We start from the raw sequence: 17,839 nt of genomic DNA, 5'->3' as shown, positions 1-17,839 counted from the left end.
AAGAGCGCCGGCCGGGTCGGTTCGCGACCGTCTCGATGCTGGAATGCGGCTCGATAGGCCCCGCCTGGGAGCGGGGGAGCGAAGCGGAGGGCAGATCGGATACAGCCACACCGACGCGGGGATTGTCGTGCCTTCCCACTACTCTTGAGTACATGTCTGTACGCAGCCGCGCCGAATTCGACACCACCCTCTTGGACACGCTCAGACGGCGTGTCGTGATCGGGGACGGTGCGATGGGCACGATGCTGCAGGCCGCGGATCTCACGCTCGACGATTTCCGTGGCCTCGAGGGATGCAACGAAATCCTCAATGAAACCCGGCCCGACGTGCTGCGCCATATTCACCGCTCCTATTTCGAGGCCGGCGCCGACGCCGTCGAGACCAATACCTTCGGATGCAATCTGCCCAACCTGGCCGACTACGACATCGCCGATCGAATTCGTGATTTGTCCGAGCGCGGCACTCGCCTCGCCCGCGAGGTCGCCGATGACATGGGCCCGTCGGCCGACGGCACGCCGCGGTACGTGCTGGGGTCCATGGGCCCGGGCACCAAGCTCCCGACCCTGGGCCACGCGCCCTACGCGTCCCTGCGCGACGCCTACGCCGAGGCCGCGCTCGGCATGCTCGACGGCGGCGCCGACGCCATCCTGGTCGAGACCTGCCAGGATCTGCTGCAGGTCAAGGCCGCGGTGACCGGCAGCCACCGGGCCATGGACCGGGCCGGTCGCCGGATCCCGATCATCACGCACGTGACCATGGAGACCACCGGCACCATGCTGGTCGGCTCCGAGATCGGGGCGGCGCTGACCGCGCTGGAGAAGCTCGGCATCGACATGATCGGGCTCAACTGTGCCACCGGTCCGGACGAGATGAGCGAGCACCTGCGGCATCTGTCCAAGCATGCCCAGCTGCCGGTGTCGGTCATGCCCAACGCCGGTCTGCCGATTCTCGGCGCCAAGGGCGCGGAGTACCCGCTGACTCCGGAGGAGCTGGCGGTCGCCCTGAGCCAGTTCGTGTCCGAGTTCGGGTTGTCGCTGGTCGGCGGCTGCTGTGGCACCACGCCCGAGCACATCCGGCAGGTGGCCGAGGCGGTGCGCGAGGTCGAGCAGGCCAAGCGGGATCCGGTCCACGAGCCGAGTGTGTCCTCCATCTACAGCTCGATGCCGTTCGAGCAGGACGCCTCCATCCTCATGATCGGCGAGCGTACGAATGCCAACGGCTCCAAGGCATTCCGTGAGGCCATGCTGGCCGGGGACTGGCAGAAGTGCCTGGACATCGCCAAGGACCAGACCCGCGACGGCGCGCACATGCTGGACCTGTGCGTGGACTACGTGGGCCGTGACGGGACCGCCGACATGGCCGAGCTGGCCTCGCGCCTGGCGACCGCGTCCACGCTGCCGATCATGCTGGACTCCACCGAAACCCCGGTGCTGAAGGCCGGTTTGGAGCACCTGGGTGGCCGCTGCGCCATCAACTCGGTGAACTACGAGGACGGCGCCGGGCCGGATTCGCGGTTCCAGCAGACAATGGCGCTGGTGGCCGAGCACGGCGCCGCCGTGGTCGCGCTGACCATCGACGAGGAGGGCCAGGCGCGCACCGCCGAGAAGAAGGTGGAGATCGCCGAGCGGCTCATCGCCGACATCACCGGCAACTGGGGACTTGAAGAGTCCGACATCATCATCGACACGCTGACCTTCACGCTGGGCACCGGCCAGGAGGAGTCGCGCCGCGACGGCATCGAAACCATCGAGGCCATTCGCGAACTCAAGAAGCGGCACCCGAATGTGCAGACCACGCTGGGTCTTTCGAACATCTCCTTCGGCCTGAACGCGGCCGCGCGGCAGGTGCTCAACTCGGTGTTCATGAACGAATGCGTCGAGGCGGGCCTGGATTCGGCCATCGTGCACGCGTCCAAGATCCTGCCCATGTCGCGGATCCCGGAGGAACAGCGGCAGACGGCGCTGGATCTGGTCTACGACCGGCGCACCGAGGGCTACGACCCGCTGCAGAAGCTCATGGCGCTGTTCGAGGGCGTGTCCGCGGCCTCGTCGAAGGCCTCGCGTGCCGAGGAATTGGCGGCGCTGCCGCTGTTCGAGCGGCTCGAGCGGCGCATCGTGGACGGCGAGAAGGCCGGGATGGAGGCCGATCTGGACGCGGCCATGGCCGAGGTCCCGCCGCTGCAGATCATCAACGAGACCCTGCTGTCGGGCATGAAAACCGTTGGCGAGCTGTTCGGTTCGGGTCAGATGCAGCTGCCGTTCGTGCTGCAGTCGGCCGAGACCATGAAGACCGCGGTCGCCTACCTGGAACCGCATATGGAGGCCACCGACGACTCCGGCAAGGGCCGCATCGTGCTGGCCACCGTCAAGGGCGACGTGCACGACATCGGCAAGAACCTGGTGGACATCATCCTGTCCAACAATGGCTACGAGGTCGTGAATCTCGGTATCAAGCAACCGATTTCGGCCATCCTGGACGCGGCGGTGGACAAGAAGGCCGACGTCATCGGCATGTCCGGGCTGCTGGTGAAGTCCACCGTGGTCATGAAGGAGAACCTCGAGGAACTCAACACCCGCGGCGTCGCGGAGCAGTTCCCGGTGCTCCTCGGCGGCGCGGCGCTGACCCGTGCCTACGTGGAGAACGATCTCACCGCGGTCTACGACGGTGAGGTGCACTACGCGCGCGATGCCTTCGAGGGCCTGCGGCTCATGGACGAGATCATGACCGTCAAGCGCGGCGGCGGCCTCGATCCGGATTCCGCGGAGGCTATCGAGGCCCGGGCGAAGGCCGCCGAGCGCAAGGCGCGGCATGAGCGGTCCAAACGAATCGCCCGGGAGCGCAAGGCTGCCGAGGTGCCCGTCGAGGTGCCGGAGCGCTCGGACGTGGCGGCGGACCTGCCGGTGCCCACGCCGCCGTTCTGGGGTTCGCGCATCGTCAAGGGTCTGTCGGTCAACGAATACTCCGTTCTGCTCGACGAGCGCGCGCTGTTCCTGGGCCAGTGGGGCCTGCGCGGACAGCGCGGCGGCGACGGGCCCTCCTACGAGGAGCTGGTGGAGACCGAAGGCCGTCCGCGCCTGCGGTATTGGCTGGACCGGCTCACCGCCGAGGGCGTGCTGCAGCACGCCGCGGTGGTGTACGGGTACTTCCCGGCGGTGTCCGAGGGCGATGATGTGATTGTTCTCACCGAACCGAAACCCGATGCGCCGGAACGCTTCCGGTTCACATTCCCGCGTCAGCAACGCGACCGGTTCCTCTGCATCGCCGATTTCATTCGTTCGCGCGAGCACGCGACCGAAACCGGTCAGGTGGACGTCCTGCCGTTCCAACTGGTCACCATGGGTAAGCCCATCGCCGACTTCGCCAATGCACTGTTCGCGGGGGACAATTACCGCGATTACCTCGAGGTGCACGGCATCGGCGTGCAACTCACCGAGGCCCTCGCCGAGTTTTGGCATCGCCGGATCCGGGAAGAGCTCACACTGGAAGGGCATTCGGTCGCCGACGAGGATCCCGCCGATGTGCTGGACTACTTCAAACTCGGATACCGTGGCGCACGGTACTCGTTCGGCTATGGCGCCTGCCCGGATCTGGAGGATCGGGCCAAACTCGTGGAGCTGCTGGACGCCGGCCGGATCGGAGTGATGCTGTCGGAGGAGCTGCAACTGCATCCGGAGCAGTCCACGGATGCGTTCGTGCTGCTGCACCCGGAAGCCAAGTACTTCAACGCCTAATATTTTCACCAGATTTCCGGGCTTTCGCGCAGAGTTGCAGGGGTGCTCGGCGCGAAAGCCAGCAGGAGGGGCACAACCACATGAGCGCAGACCGGCTGATTGCGGGGCGATACCGACTAACGGATCCGATCGGCACCGGTGCAATGGGGGTCGTGTGGCGCGCGACCGACGTTCGACTGCGGCGCACGGTCGCGGTCAAGCAATTGCTCCTGACACCGGGGCTGACCCGGTCTCAGGCCGTCGAGGCCAGGATGCGCGCGATGCGCGAGGGGCGCATCGCGGCGCGGCTGCATCACCCCAATGCCGTCACCGTCTTCGATGTGGCGGAGGAGGACGGCCAGCCCTGGCTGGTCATGGAATACGTGGACGCCGTCAGCCTGGCAGCGCTCATGCGGGAGAAGGGCCGGCTCGAACCGGTCGAGGTGGCGCGGATCGGGGCCAAGGTCGCCGAGGCGCTGGCCGCGGCCCACAAGGCCGGGATCGTGCACCGGGATGTCAAGCCCGCCAATATCCTCGTGGCCGACGACGGGACGGTGAAGATCACCGACTTCGGTATCTCCCGGGCCACCGGGGACGTGACCGTCACCTCGACAGGATTTCTCGCGGGCACGCCCGCGTATCTGTCGCCGGAGGTCGCGCGCGGCGAGAACCCGGAGCCCAGCTCCGACGTATTCGCCCTGGGCTCAACGCTTTACGCTGCCGTGGAGGGCAAGCCGCCATTCGGTGAGGGCGACAATCCTCTCGCCGTGCTGCATTCGGTCGCGCGCGCCCAGGTGCCGCGGCCCACGCATGCCGCGGCGCTCGGGCCGGTCCTCATGGACCTGCTCGCCGCCGATGGCGCGGATCGGCCGACCATGGTGCAGGCGGCGGAACGGCTGCACGCGGTGGCGGAGGGGCGTGCCCCGGCCGCGCCGATCCAGCCCACCAAGGTGCTGCCTTCGATGAACGCCGCTGCCGTCGTGGACGGTTCGGCCGCCACCACGGTGATGGCCGGCTCGCGCAGCGGCGCGCCCAGCAATGCCGCCGACGCCACCGTGCACGTCGACATGTCCGAGGGCGCGTCGACGCCGCGCGGCACGGTGCCGAACACGCCGCCGCCGGGCGGGCCCGCCGGGGCGAAAGCCGGTGGCGGGGATCGGAATCCGCGCCAGCTCATGCTGGCGGCGGTCGGCGTGGTGGGCGTCCTCATCGTGGTCACGGTGGTCGCCCTGGCGGTCAGCCGCAATGGCGGAAGCGGTCCTACGCCGCAGGCGGACAACGGGGCTTCGGTCACAGCTTCGGCCGCACCCGGTCCGGCGACGTCGCCGGACAATATGGGCCAGGCCGACAGCGGCGGCCAGCAGCCCGCGCGCAGCGGCGAGGCCGGAGCGGCCACGCACGCCCCGACCACCACGCCCGCGCCATCGTCCTCGGCCGCTCCGAGCTCCTCGGCACGCCCGAGCACGACGCCGCCCGCCTCGACCACGCCCTTCGGCCCGCCGGCCGCCACCTCCGTAGCCTCGTTCATCCAGGGCTACTACGGCATGCTGCCCGGCAATGTCGGCGGCGCGTGGTCCATGCTGTCGCCGAGCTACCAGGCATCCACCGGCGGCTACAACAATTACGCGCAGTTCTGGGGCGGCATCTCCTCGGTGAGCGTCGGCGGGGTCACCCCCAATGGCGACAACCGGGCGGTCGTCACCCTCACTTACGTCTCCAAGAACGGCCAGGTGTCCACCGAGAACCGCTGGATCCAGGTCGACTCCTCGACCGGCCATCTCCTCATCGCGGCCTCCGGCCTGTAATCGGCCCCCGATAGGCTGAACCGGCTCCGCCCCGCGGCGGAGCCGGTTTGTTCATGGTCGGGGTGTGTGGAAGGAGTTCGAGCCGGTGGCGCGGTTGGACGCGGTGTTGTGGGATATGGACGGGACGCTGCTGGACTCGGAAAAGCTCTGGGACATGGCATTGCGTGAACTGGCCGAGGAGTACGGTCGCGAGCTGACCGATCCGGTCCGGCACGCGCTCATCGGGGCATCCGGCCCCAATGCCTTCCGGATCCTGTTCGCGGGGTTGGGCATCGAACACACCCCCGAGGCCGTCGCCGAGGCGTCGGAGTGGATGGAGCGCCGGGTCACCGAGCTGTTCCACGGCCCGGTGCCCTGGCGTCCCGGCGCCCGCGAAGCCCTGGAGATGGTGCGCGCGGCCGGAATCCCGATGGCCCTGGTGACCAACACCAAGCGATCGCTGACCGAGTACGGCCTCGACACCATCGGCCGCGAATTCTTCGGAGCCACTGTGTGCGCCGACGAGGTGCCCCACGGCAAGCCCGCTCCGGACGTCTACCTCCGCGCCGCCGAACTCCTCGATATCGTCCCGGAGAACGCGGTAGCCATCGAGGATTCGCCCACCGGCTCGATCGCCGCCCAGGCGGCGGGCTGCGCGCTCCTGGTGGTGCCGTGCGAGGTTGCCGTTCCGGATGCGCCGGACCGTACCTTCCGTGAGAGCCTCGTCGGGTTGAGCGTCGCGGATCTGGCGCGCCTGGTGCGGGTGCGCGCGAATTCCTGAATCACGGTTCCCATTCGTCCAAGGCTGCCGCGTGTTCGTCGTCCAGCCTGCCGATGTGGAGAGCGTGCTGGAATTATGTGGATATGGCGCTGGATTGGACGGAGCTCGCCGAGATCGTCGAGGACGCCTATCGAATGGTGGCGGCGAAACGGCGTGTGGCGGAGGCGGATCGGCGGTTGGCATCGCGGTGACGCGGAAGCGGCCCGGCGAGTTCGCCGGTCCGGATACGCGATTCGGCGTCTGGGCGACGCTTCCCACGATCCCCGACCGCCCATGCTGTCGGTCCTCTCACGACCGCGCCCCCGGTCGAGGAACATTGTCACCGTTCATGAATCCAGTTGTAGCGCATCCGAAATCGACCGCCGGATGGTCGTGTCGCCGAGGTGGGCGACGGACCCGGCCGGGCCGTGGATACGGGCCGATCCGGATGGCGTACGGCCGCGACGGCTGAAGCGTCTACTCCGAAGCGGGCGACCGCTACCGCATGAGACCTGCTGAGGCGCAGGAATAGTGAGTATTCACAATCGCGGATGATCTCGGGCGTGTCGGGCGTCCGGGCGGCAAGAATGGGCTTCATGGTTGCGGTCGGGGGTCGGGCAGACGCGTGTGAAGCCGACGGCGTGGCGGGCTGGCAGCCCGTGCCCGGGGTGGACGTCGGGAAGTACCCGCTGGATACGCCGGGGAACGAGGGGTGGCTGGCCGCCGTGCGGAACGCGCGCGCCGAGTTGGCGGCCGAAGGATGCTGCGTGCTGCGCGGGTTCATCAAACCTGAGCTGGTGAGTACCTTGCGCGACGAGGGGGTGGCCCTGGCACCGCACGCGTACTACACGGTCGAGAACGTCAACGCCTACAACATTCCCCTCGATGCCGATCTACCGCCCGACCATCCGGGACGGATCGTTCTGCGGCGCGGGAACGCCTTCGTGGCAAGGGATCTCATTCCGGCCGAGGCACTGATCCAGCGGCTGTACACCGATGCCCGGTTCCAGCGGTTCGTGGCGGATTGCTTCGGGCTGGCGGAATTGCACGAGTACACCGATCCGCTGGCGGGGCTGTGCCTCAATGTGGTCGCGCCGGGGATGTCGCATCCCTGGCACTTCGACACCAACGAGTTCACCGTCAGCATGCTCACCCAGGAGCCGGAATGCGGCGGGGTGTTCGAATACTGCCCGAGCATCCGTTCACGGGAGGCGGAGAACTTCGCGGACGTGCGGGCGGTGCTGACGGGGCACGGGGAGCGGTTAATCCGGCGGCTGGAGTTGCGGCCGGGGGATCTGCAGCTGTTCCAGGGGAGATTCTCGTTGCACCGGGTCTCGCCCGTAGGCGGCACGGTGCAACGGCATTCGGCGATCTTCGCCTACAGCGACACCCCGGGACTGATCGGCACCGCCGAACGGACCCGGCAGCTGTTCGGGCGGGTATTGCCGGATCATCTGGCCGTCGGCGAGGCCCGCGGCGATCGACTGCTCGACTGAGAGGGGACCAGCGCGTGCCGGTTTCGTTACACAGTTCCACCGGAAAAGCCTCGTTCGACGACATCTACGATCGGCCCGATCCACGCGAGTACTACGCGCGCATGGCCGAACTGGACTATCAGATACCGGAATTGGCGAAGCCGCATTTCCAGCGGCTGCTCGCGGAGTACCGGTCGGCCACCGGCATCGCCACCCCCGCCGTCCTCGATATCGGCTGCTCCTACGGCGTGAACGCGGCCCTCCTGCGCCTGGATACCACCATGCCCGACCTGGCCGAGCGATACCGCGGCCGCGACGGCGACGACACCGCCGCGCTCATCGACCGCGACCGGCACCTCCTGCGCACCCACGACCAGCTCCCCGGTGTCCGGTTCATCGGCATGGACGCCTCGCGCCCCGCCCTCGACTACGCCCGCGCCGCCGGACTCCTCCAGGACACCGTGCACGCCGACCTGGAATCCGCTGAGCCCACCGAGGCTCAGCGCCGCACCCTGGCCGCCGCGGACCTGGTCATCTCCACCGGTTGCGTCGGCTACATCACCGAACGCACCCTGCTGCGCGTGGCCCGCGCCCATGGCGGAAAACTGCCCTGGATGGCGCATTTCGTGCTGCGCATGTTCTCCTTCGACCCCATCGCCGCTCACCTCGAGACCCTCGGCTACCAGACCGAACGCGCACCCGGCTGCTTCCGGCAGCGACGCTTCGCCTCCGCGGACGAGCAGGCGCGGGTGCTGAACACCTTGGCGGACGGCGGCATCGACACCGCCGGTCACGAATCGGACGGGTGGCTCTACGCCCAGCTGTATCTGTCACGGCCGAAATTCGGCATCGCGACCGAGGACTGATCACCGTCGAGCCCGGAATTCACAGGCGGGATCCACCTCGAAACTGCCCGCGATTGTTACGGTGAATCGGTGGCACCAGCGAAGATCGTGATCATCGGCGGTGGTTTCGCGGGCGTCGAGTGCGCCCGGTATCTGGAGCGCCGCGTAAGGCCGGACGAGGCGTTCATCCAACTTGTTTCCCCCGACGCCGGATTGTTGTATCTGCCGCTGCTGCCGCAGGTCGCCTCCGGCACCCTCAACCCGCGGTCGGTCTCGGTGTCGCTGCGGCGGGTGCTGCGGCGCACCGAGATCGTGCCGGGCATGGTGATCGGCGTGGATCACGACACCAGGCGGGTGGTGGTGCGCCGGTCCCCGGGGCGCGAACTCGCCCTCGACTACGACCATCTGGTCCTGGCCCCGGGCTCCATCACCCGTGTCCTCGATGTGCCCGGGCTCCAGGAGCACGGCTTCGGCATGAAGACCCTGCCCGAGGCCATGTATTTGCGTGACCACGTCCTGCGGCAGCTCGATGTCGCCGCCCTGCGGGGCGGGCTGCAGGAGGATCGGGAGCGGCTCAACTTCGTCACTATCGGCGCGGGATACGCCGGGACCGAGACCGCCGCGGTGCTGAACAAGGTGTGCAAGGCCGCGGCCGAGCGATTCTTTCCCGAGATCGAGGCGGGTATGGTGCGTTGGCATCTGGTCACTCACGGCGACCGCATCATGCCGGAACTGGGGGAGCGGCTCGGCGCGGAAGCGAAAAGGATTCTGGCCGAACGCGGTATCGAACTGATCGTCGGGACGTCGGCGGCGGAGGTGACCGCGAACGGGGTGAAACTCACCAATGGCAGATTCATCCCGTCCCGGACCGTGCTGTGGACGGCCGGTGTCACCCCGAGCCCGCTGGCCGCGCACCTGGGCGCGGAAACGGTCAAGGGCCGCATCGTCGCCGAGGCCGATCTGTCCGTGCCGGGCCTGGAGGGCGTGTGGGCCATGGGTGACGCGGCGGCGGTGCCCGATGTCGCCGAGGGCGATGACAAGGTGTGCGCGCCCACGGCACAGCACGCCATGCGCCAGGGCAGACATATGGGCAAGAACCTCCTGGCGACCCTGCGCGGCGGGCGGCCCGAGCCCTACCGGCATCCCGATCTCGGCATGGTTGTCGACCTGGGCGGCCGGGACGCGCTGGCCCGCCCGCTCGGCATCGGATTGCGCGGTGTCCCAGCGCAGTTCGTCGCCCGCGGTTACCACCTGATGGCCCTGCGCACCGCGGTCGCCCGCGCCCGGGTGGCCTTCGACTGGACCGTGCACGGGCTCAGCGGCGACGACTTCCTGCGCATCGGCTACGGCGACTACAAGACCCACACCATCGGCGGCTTCGAACAGTCCGGCTGCTACCTGCGGGCCGACGAGGTCCCTCGGGTCCTGAAGGGGCTCGGTGACCCGGACTGACCTCGGCACTCGCATGAAAACTGTTGTAGCGCAGTAAATGCACATCCCGTCCGACCGTGTGGTTTCCAGCGAAAGGCTGGCGCGCGGACGGTTTCGACGGCAAGAATAGGTGCCGTGATCGGACGGGGGACGGTCACATGTGTGCAAAAGCCAGGCTGCCCCTACCCATCGACCCATGAGGACACCCCTTGAGCGACAGCACCTTCGCCTTCGACGAGCAGCTGCCCCGCGTTCCGCTGCCCACCCTGGAGGAGAGCTGCACCCGCTTCCTGCACTGGTGCGCGCCCCTGCTGACCCCCGACGAGTACGCCGCCACCGAGGCCGCCGTCGAGGACCTGCTGCGCCCCGACAGCCCCGCCCGCGTTCTGCACGCCGATCTGGAGCGGTTCGACAACACCCCGGGCGTGGGCAGCTGGCTCGATGAGTTCTGGCCGTCCCGCTATCTGGGCCGCCGCGACCGAATCGCGTTGAACGCCAACTTCTTCTTCCTGTTCCGCGATGACACCGCGCTGGCCTCCTCGACGAGCGCCGACCAGAGCGAACGCGCCGCCGCCCTCATCGCCGCGACGGTCAACTACAAGCTGCGCCTGGACAAGGAGGAGATCCCGCCCGCCATCCAGCGCGGGACGCGACTCAATATGGCGCAGAACAAGTTCCTGTTCTCCGAGACCCGCATTCCGGGCGCGCCGCAGGACACTGTGCGGGTACCCTACAGCGACGAATGGCCCGGACCCTCGGACGCCCGCCATATCGTGGTCTTCTACCGCGGCAATATGTTCCGCATGGACGTCATCGGCCCCAATGGGGTACCCCACACCCCGGGGGACCTCGCCGACGGGCTGCGCGCCGTCATGAAGGCCGGTGCGCGCCGCGCCGCCACCAATGTCTCGCCCGGACACCTCACCACCCTGGCCCGCGCCGACTGGGCGCCGGTCTACGCCGCCCTGCGCCCCGCCAATGCCGCCGCCTTCGACACCATCGAGACCGCGCTGTTCTGTCTGTGCCTCGAGGACTTCGCGCCCCGCGACACCCTGCACGCCTGCGACCAGCTGCTGCATGGCGACAGCGGCAACCGCTGGTTCGACAAGTCGGTGTCGTTCATCGTCTTCGCCGACGGCGAGGCCGGCATCAATGTCGAGCACTGCGGCCTGGACGGCACCACCATTCTGTCCTTCGTCGACACCCTGCTCGAAGCGCCGGTCACCGACCACGCCGAACAGTCCGGCGCGCAGCCGCAGGGGCTGCCCGCCATCGAGCCCGTCGAATTCACTCTCGGCCCGGAATCGAAGACAGAGATCGCCTCCGCCGCGGCCTCTTTCGCGCAGTACGCCGCCGACAACGCGACCACCACGGTGTCGTTCGACTTCGGCACCAACCGCGCCAAGCGCCTGGGCATCTCCCCGGACGCTTTCGCGCAGCTGAGCTATCAGCTCGCGCACCGGCGCAGCAAGGGCCTCAACGGTGCCACCTACGAATCCATCGCCACCCGGCAGTACCGCAACGGCCGCACCGAGGCCATGCGCGTGATCACCCAGGAGATGCTGGATTTCGTTGCCGCCATGGAGGATCCGGCCGTGGACCGCGACCGCAAATTGGTGGCGCTGCGCACCGCCGCGGAGGCGCATGTGCGCCGTGCCCAGGAATGCCAGCGCGGCGAGGCCCCGGAGCAGCACCTGTGGGAACTGCAGTGGATCCAGCGCCGCCGCGGCGAACAGCTCGGCGCCACCGCCCCGATGCCGTTCTACGACAGCCCCGGATGGACCATCACCCGCGACGACTACCTGAGCACCAGCTCCGCGCCGTCGGTGAACATCCAGTACTTCGGTTTCGGCTCCACCAGCCCCAAGTGCATCGGCATCGCCTACGTGCTGCTGCCCGACCGCTGGAATCTCTACCTGGCCACGCCCAAGCATGTCGCCCAGCAGATGCACGACTTCGCCGACCAGCTACGCGGAGCCGTGGCCGAACTCGCAGAACTGCTCACCGTATAACCGATTGCGGGGAGTGTGCGCCCGTCTGAGAGAATCACTCCCCGTGAAATCTTTCGAAGCCCTGTTCGCCGAGCTGCAGGACCGTGCCGCCAACCGCCCCGAGGGGTCGGGCACCGTCGCCGCCCTGGACGCCGGCGTGCATGCGCAGGGCAAGAAGGTGCTCGAGGAAGCCGGCGAGGTCTGGATCGCGGCCGAGTACCAGAGCGATGAGGAACTCTCCGAGGAGATCTCGCAGCTGCTCTACTGGGTGCAGGTGCTGATGGTGGGCCGCGGGCTGCGGCTCGAGGACGTGTACCGACATCTGTGATGTGCCGGTGCGCCGCACTGACCTGCGGCGCACCGTTCACCGATCCCCGTGTCGACACGTCTTCCCTCCCCGTTCCGAAAGGACCTCCCATGCTTCGCGTCGCCGTCCCCAACAAGGGCGCACTGTCCGAATCCGCCGTCGGCATCCTGGCCGAGGCGGGCTACCGCAAGCGCACCGATTCCCGCGAGCTGAGCGTGCTGGACCCGGTCAACCAGGTCGAGTTCTACTTCCTGCGGCCCAAGGACATCGCCATCTACGTCGGCTCCGGCGAGCTCGACCTCGGCATCACCGGCCGCGACCTGGCCCTGGATTCCGGTGCGCCCGTGCAGGAACGGCTCGCGCTCGGCTTCGGCCGCTCCACCTTCCGCTACGCCGCCCCGGCCGGGCGCGAATGGAAGGTCGAGGACCTCTACGACAAGCGCATCGCCACCTCCTACCCGAACCTGGTGCTGACCGATCTGGCCAAGCGCGGCATCGAGGCCGAAGTCATCCGACTCGACGGCGCGGTCGAGATCTCCATTCAGCTCGGTGTCGCCGACGCCATCGCCGATGTGGTCGGCTCCGGCCGTACCCTGCGCCAGCACAACCTGGTCGCCTTCGGCGACTCGCTGTGCCACTCGGAGGGCGTGCTGATCGAGGCCAAGGGCGCCGACCAGCGCGACAAGGCTCGCAACCAACTGGTCGCGCGCATCCAGGGCGTGGTATTCGCCCAGCAGTATCTGATGCTGGATTACGACTGCCCCAAGGCGCTGCTGGAAGAGGCCGTCAAGATCACCCCGGGCCTGGAGTCGCCGACCGTGTCCCCGCTCACCGATCCCGAGTGGGTCGCGGTGCGCGCTCTGGTGCCGCGCAAGAACGGCAACGAGCTCATGGACCAGCTCGCCGATCTGGGCGCGAAGGCCATCCTGGCCACCGATATCCGGTCCTGCCGCGCATTCTGATTCCGGGCGCCCGCCGCCATCCGCGGCGGGCGCGTCCCGGTCAGGATGCGGTGGGCTCCGGTGTGATCGCGTCGGCCTCGTCCTCGCCGGACGGGAAAGGCGGTGGGGTGCCGCCGAATTCGGGGCATAGTCGCTTGAAATCGCAGTACTCGCACAGCCAGCTCGGACTGGGCGGGAACTCCCCGGTCTCGGCGGCGGTCACGATGGCCGCCCACAGCGCCGAGAGGATCCGCTCGAAACGCAGCAGCTCCTCCGGGTCCGGCGTGTAGGTGAGGGTGACGCCGTCGGCCAGGTACATCAACCGCAGTTCCGCCGGGGCCCGGCCCTGGGTGCGCAGCAGGACCAGGGCGTAGAACTTGAGCTGGAACAGGGCCCGGGTCTCATACGTCAGGCCCGGCGCGCGGCCGGTCTTGTAGTCGATGACATACAGTTCTCCATCGTCCGAGCGGTCTATGCGGTCCACGATCCCGCGCAGGGGCGTGCCGTCGGGCAGCTCGGCCTCGATATAGGTCTCGCACGACTCCGGATCGAAACCGGTCGGATCCTCCAGTCGGAAGTAGACGCCCACCAGCGTCCGCACCTCGGCCAGGAAGGCGTGCAGCTCCGCCTCGGGAATCAGCGCCTCCACCTCGGGCCGTGACTCGCGCACCCCGGCCCAGGCGGGCTCGATGAGCGCGGCCGCGGCCTCGATACCACGCTCGGTGGCGGGCAGCCCGAACAGCGCCTCCAGCACGGCGTGGACCACCGTGCCGCGCACCGCCACCCGTGAGGGAGGCTCCCGAATCTGATCGATGACGCGCAGCCGGTACTTCAGCGGACACTGTTTGAAATCGATTGCGCGAGAAGGGGAAAGGGCGGGACCACGCGGAGCGAACCGCTCTGTCTCCGGGGTACTGATCACGTCAACCGACATACCTGGCAGGCTAAACGCAGGCACCGACAAGGTGCGCACGAATCCGGCGCAGCACAATCGCGGCGACGCACGACTTCACCACAACCACGAACCACGCAGAACGGAGTTTCATGACGGCCAGACGGACCGGCCCTTTCCAGATCGGTGACCGGGTACAGCTGACCGACGCCAAGGGGCGCAAGTTCACGGTGATCCTGGAGGCGGGCAAGGAGTTCCACACCCACGCCGGCCACATCAACCACGACGACCTCATCGGCGCCGACGAGGGCTGCGTGGTGAACTCCGCCAAGGGCACCCCCTACCTGGCCCTGCGCCCGCTGCTGACCGACTACGTGCTGTCGATGCCGCGTGGCGCGGCGGTGATCTACCCCAAGGACTCGGCCCAGATCGTGCACGAGGGCGACATGTTCCCCGGCGCGAAGGTCCTCGAGGCCGGCGCCGGGTCGGGTGCGCTGACCTGCTCGCTGCTGCGCGCGGTCGGCCCCGAGGGCAAGGTCATCTCCTGGGAGATCCGCGACGACCACGCCGAGCACGCCGTCAAGAATGTCGAGCGCTTCTTCGGCGAACGCCCCGCCAACTGGGAACTCACCCTCGGCGACGTCGCCGACTACTCCGGCGAACAGGTCGACCGCGTGGTCCTCGACATGCTCAAGCCCTGGGATGCCCTCGAAGCGGTGTCCAAGGCCCTGATCCCCGGCGGCGTCTTCCTCGCCTACGTCGCAACCACCACCCAGCTCTCCGAGGTGGTCGAGGCACTCCGCCGTCAGGGCTGCTGGACCGAACCCACCGCCTGGGAATCCATGGTCCGCCCCTGGCACGTGGTCGGCCTGGCCGTTCGCCCCGAACACCGCATGCAGGGCCACACCGCCTTCCTGGTCAAGGCCCGCCGCCTCGCCGACGGTGTCACGGCCCCGAAGCCGCAGCGCCGTCCCTCGAAGGGCTAGCGCGCGCCGAAAGGCATCTCTCGAGGCCGGATCCGGCCACGATACGAACGCGCCCCCGCCCTGAAGGGCGGGGGCGGGGGCGCGCCGGCGACTTCAGTCGGTCTCGGTGCGGTTTCGCCCGGTCGGCGGGACGTCTTTCCCATGGCCAGGATGGCGCGGCCGGTGTTCGCCGACAGCTGCCAGCCGACGTCGGTGTGCCGCTCGGGTTTTTCGTGATGGCTGTTTACTGGCAGGCGGCGCGGGCCATGCCGAGGATGGTGCAGGCTCCCGCCTCGGAGAGCTTCCATGCGCCGTCGGTGTACTGGAAGGTCATCGGGACGTCGGGCATGGCGCCGTGCGGCGAAGTCACCGATACTTTGGCGTCGGCCTTGGTCCCGTCCTGTTTGATCTCACCGACGGTGAAGCTGACCTGGTAATGCGCCAGCCCCTGATTCATAGTGTCGATATTTCCGAGACGTTTGTCGCCGTCGACGACTAGTTTGGCCTTGTCGGCAGTCGGTTCGGCCGGGTCGGCGAAGGCCGTGAGGACGCGCTGCAGGGCTTCCGCGGTCGGCGCGGGCGCGGCGGCGGTAGCCGAGACGGTGGTTTTCGACGACGAAGAACCCTTGTCGTCGGAGCCGCAGCCGGTCACAGTTGCCATAAGGGCCGTGAGGGCCGCGATGGTAGCCACGGAAACACGAAGCGTCCGCGTGACGTTGCGTATACCAGGAGTACGACTGGTGGGAAGGAGCATCAACGGCGCCTTTCGGCTCGGCCGGCGATTAACTCGCCGGAAACAGATTAGGGCAGGCTAACATGCCCGTCCGGCCTGTCGGCCGCAGCCTAGATGTGATCACGACGAAACCATGTCGGAAAGCGGGAACGGTTAGAGCCCGGTAGCGTTGATAGACCGGGACTGGGAGGAGCAGCATCATGAGCCCCATCGAACATTCGGATTCGGCAGCCTGGAGGGAACTCGAGGCAGTACGTGCCGAGGCAGCTGCACTCCGGAGGCAACTCGCCGATACGCCAGATCGCACACGGGAATTGGAAGCGCGCATCGATTCGCTGACGATTCGCAATACCAAACTGATGGACACCTTGAAGGAAGCGCGCCAGCAACTGGTCGCTCTCCGCGAGGAAGTGGATCGCCTCGGCCAGCCACCCTCGGGCTACGGCGTGCTCATCGGCGTGTACGACGATCAGACGGTCGATGTGTTCACTTCCGGGCGCAAGATGCGGCTGACGTGTTCGCCGAATATCGACACCACCACTCTCCACTACGGGCAGACCGTGCGTCTCAACGAGGCGCTGACCGTGGTCGAGGCGGGCGGTTTCGACTCCATCGGTGAGATCGGCACGCTGCGTGAGATTCTCGACGACGGCCGTCGTGCGCTGGTCGTCGGGCATGCCGACGAGGAGCGGGTGGTCTGGTTGTCCGGGCCGCTGTCCGCGCTGGTCGATGTCGACGATCTCGAGGATCCGGATCGGCCGATTCGCAAACTGCGGCCGGGTGATTCGCTGCTGGTCGACACCAAGGCCGGGTTCGCCTTCGAGCGGGTTCCCAAGGCCGAGGTCGAGGACCTGGTGCTCGAAGAGGTGCCGGATGTCGGCTATGAGGACATCGGTGGCCTCTCCCGCCAGATCGAGCAGATCCGCGACGCCGTCGAATTGCCGTTCCTGCACAAGGATCTGTTCCGCGAGTACGCGCTGCGCCCGCCCAAGGGCGTACTGCTCTACGGTCCCCCCGGCTGCGGTAAGACCCTGATCGCCAAGGCGGTTGCCAACTCCCTCGCCAAGAAGATCGCCGAGGCGCGCGGCGAGGATGCCAAGGAAGCCAAGTCGTTCTTCCTGAACATCAAGGGTCCCGAGCTGCTCAACAAGTTCGTGGGTGAGACCGAGCGCCACATCCGGATCATCTTCCAGCGGGCGCGTGAGAAGGCGTCCGAGGGCACCCCGGTGATCGTGTTCTTCGACGAGATGGACTCGATCTTCCGCACCCGCGGTTCGGGTGTCTCCTCCGATGTGGAGACCACCGTTGTGCCGCAGCTGCTCTCGGAGATCGACGGTGTCGAGGGCTTGGAGAACGTGATCGTGATCGGCGCCTCCAACCGCGAGGACATGATCGACCCCGCGATCCTGCGGCCCGGTCGCCTCGACGTCAAGATCAAGATCGAGCGCCCCGACGCCGAAGCCGCGCAGGACATCTTCTCCAAGTACCTGACCGAGACGCTGCCCTTGCACTCGGAGGATCTGCAGGAGTTCGACGGCGATCGTGGCAAGTGCGTGCAGGCCACCATCGAACGCGTGGTGGACCGCATGTACGCCGAGAGCGAGGACAACCGCTTCCTGGAGGTCACCTACGCCAACGGTGACAAGGAGGTCCTCTACTTCAAGGACTTCAACTCCGGTGCCATGATCCAGAACATCGTGGACCGCGCCAAGAAGTACGCCATCAAGTCCGTCCTCGAAACCGGCAATCCGGGTCTGCGCATCCAGCATCTCTACGATTCCATCGTTGACGAGTTCTCCGAGAACGAGGACCTGCCCAACACCACGAATCCCGATGACTGGGCCCGCATCTCGGGTAAGAAGGGCGAGCGCATCGTCTACATCCGCACCTTGGTGACGGGCAAGAACGCCAGCGCCAGCCGCGCCATCGACACCGAGTCGAACACCGGCCAGTACCTATAAGGCCGGCGGCGCCCGGAAAAACGGCAAGAGGCTCGCATCCTTTC

At 67.6% G+C, this 17,839-nt stretch carries 13 protein-coding genes; 11 read left to right on the top strand and 2 right to left on the bottom strand.

What is annotated here, in order from left to right; genetic code table 11:
• Positions 1-152 precede the first annotated feature (152 nt).
• The 9 genes from metH to hisG all read left to right on the top strand — a co-directional run bounded on the left by metH (position 153) and on the right by hisG (position 13,265).
• Entirely contained in the window at positions 153-3,731 is a 3,579-nt protein-coding gene (metH, locus tag GLP40_RS16855) for a methionine synthase (RefSeq protein WP_154788861.1), read from the top strand.
• Between the two features lie 80 nt (positions 3,732-3,811).
• Positions 3,812-5,515, top strand: coding sequence for a serine/threonine-protein kinase (locus GLP40_RS16850; RefSeq protein WP_154788860.1), 1,704 nt, complete (start codon positions 3,812-3,814; stop codon positions 5,513-5,515).
• 64 nt (positions 5,516-5,579) lie between these two features.
• On the top strand, positions 5,580-6,275 hold the full coding sequence (locus GLP40_RS16845) for an HAD family hydrolase (protein ID WP_328290260.1): 696 nt from the start codon (positions 5,580-5,582) through the stop codon (positions 6,273-6,275).
• 575 nt (positions 6,276-6,850) lie between these two features.
• Positions 6,851-7,750: a HalD/BesD family halogenase gene (locus GLP40_RS16840; protein ID WP_230329639.1), complete on the top strand. Its 900-nt coding sequence runs from the start codon at positions 6,851-6,853 to the stop codon at positions 7,748-7,750.
• 14 nt (positions 7,751-7,764) lie between these two features.
• Positions 7,765-8,595 carry a class I SAM-dependent methyltransferase gene (locus tag GLP40_RS16835; RefSeq protein ID WP_328290259.1) on the top strand — a complete coding sequence of 277 codons (831 nt, stop codon included), beginning with the start codon at positions 7,765-7,767 and terminating at the stop codon, positions 8,593-8,595.
• A 69-nt stretch (positions 8,596-8,664) separates the two neighbouring features.
• Positions 8,665-10,026 (top strand): NAD(P)/FAD-dependent oxidoreductase, encoded by a 1,362-nt coding sequence (locus GLP40_RS16830; protein ID WP_328290258.1) that lies wholly within the window; start codon positions 8,665-8,667, stop codon positions 10,024-10,026.
• A 188-nt stretch (positions 10,027-10,214) separates the two neighbouring features.
• On the top strand, positions 10,215-12,017 hold the full coding sequence (locus tag GLP40_RS16825; RefSeq protein WP_154788859.1) for a choline/carnitine O-acyltransferase: 1,803 nt from the start codon (positions 10,215-10,217) through the stop codon (positions 12,015-12,017).
• Positions 12,018-12,060: 43 nt separating this feature from the next.
• Positions 12,061-12,324 (top strand): phosphoribosyl-ATP diphosphatase, encoded by a 264-nt coding sequence (locus GLP40_RS16820; protein WP_033085388.1) that lies wholly within the window; start codon positions 12,061-12,063, stop codon positions 12,322-12,324.
• Positions 12,325-12,413: 89 nt separating this feature from the next.
• On the top strand, positions 12,414-13,265 hold the full coding sequence (gene hisG, locus GLP40_RS16815; protein ID WP_154788857.1) for an ATP phosphoribosyltransferase: 852 nt from the start codon (positions 12,414-12,416) through the stop codon (positions 13,263-13,265).
• A 40-nt stretch (positions 13,266-13,305) separates the two neighbouring features.
• Here hisG and GLP40_RS16810 read toward each other — a convergent pair whose 3' ends face one another.
• Complete coding sequence (locus tag GLP40_RS16810) at positions 13,306-14,178, bottom strand: RecB family exonuclease (protein ID WP_154788856.1); 873 nt, start codon at positions 14,176-14,178, stop codon at positions 13,306-13,308.
• Positions 14,179-14,288: 110 nt separating this feature from the next.
• Here GLP40_RS16810 and GLP40_RS16805 point away from each other — a divergent pair, with 110 nt between their 5' ends.
• Positions 14,289-15,122, top strand: a complete 834-nt coding sequence (locus GLP40_RS16805; protein WP_154788855.1) for a tRNA (adenine-N1)-methyltransferase — start codon at positions 14,289-14,291, stop codon at positions 15,120-15,122.
• 223 nt (positions 15,123-15,345) lie between these two features.
• On the opposite strand, the gene GLP40_RS16800 is transcribed toward GLP40_RS16805, so the two are convergent.
• Positions 15,346-15,762: a hypothetical protein gene (locus GLP40_RS16800; protein ID WP_230329638.1), complete on the bottom strand. Its 417-nt coding sequence runs from the start codon at positions 15,760-15,762 to the stop codon at positions 15,346-15,348.
• Positions 15,763-16,034: 272 nt separating this feature from the next.
• Between GLP40_RS16800 and arc the strand changes: the two genes are divergently transcribed.
• On the top strand, positions 16,035-17,795 hold the full coding sequence (gene arc / locus GLP40_RS16795) for a proteasome ATPase (RefSeq protein ID WP_154788853.1): 1,761 nt from the start codon (positions 16,035-16,037) through the stop codon (positions 17,793-17,795).
• Positions 17,796-17,839 lie beyond the last annotated feature (44 nt).

The organism is Nocardia aurantiaca (assembly GCF_009708175.1).
GTDB lineage: Bacteria > Actinomycetota > Actinomycetes > Mycobacteriales > Mycobacteriaceae > Nocardia > Nocardia aurantiaca.
This window is presented reverse-complemented; position numbering and strand designations above follow the sequence as displayed.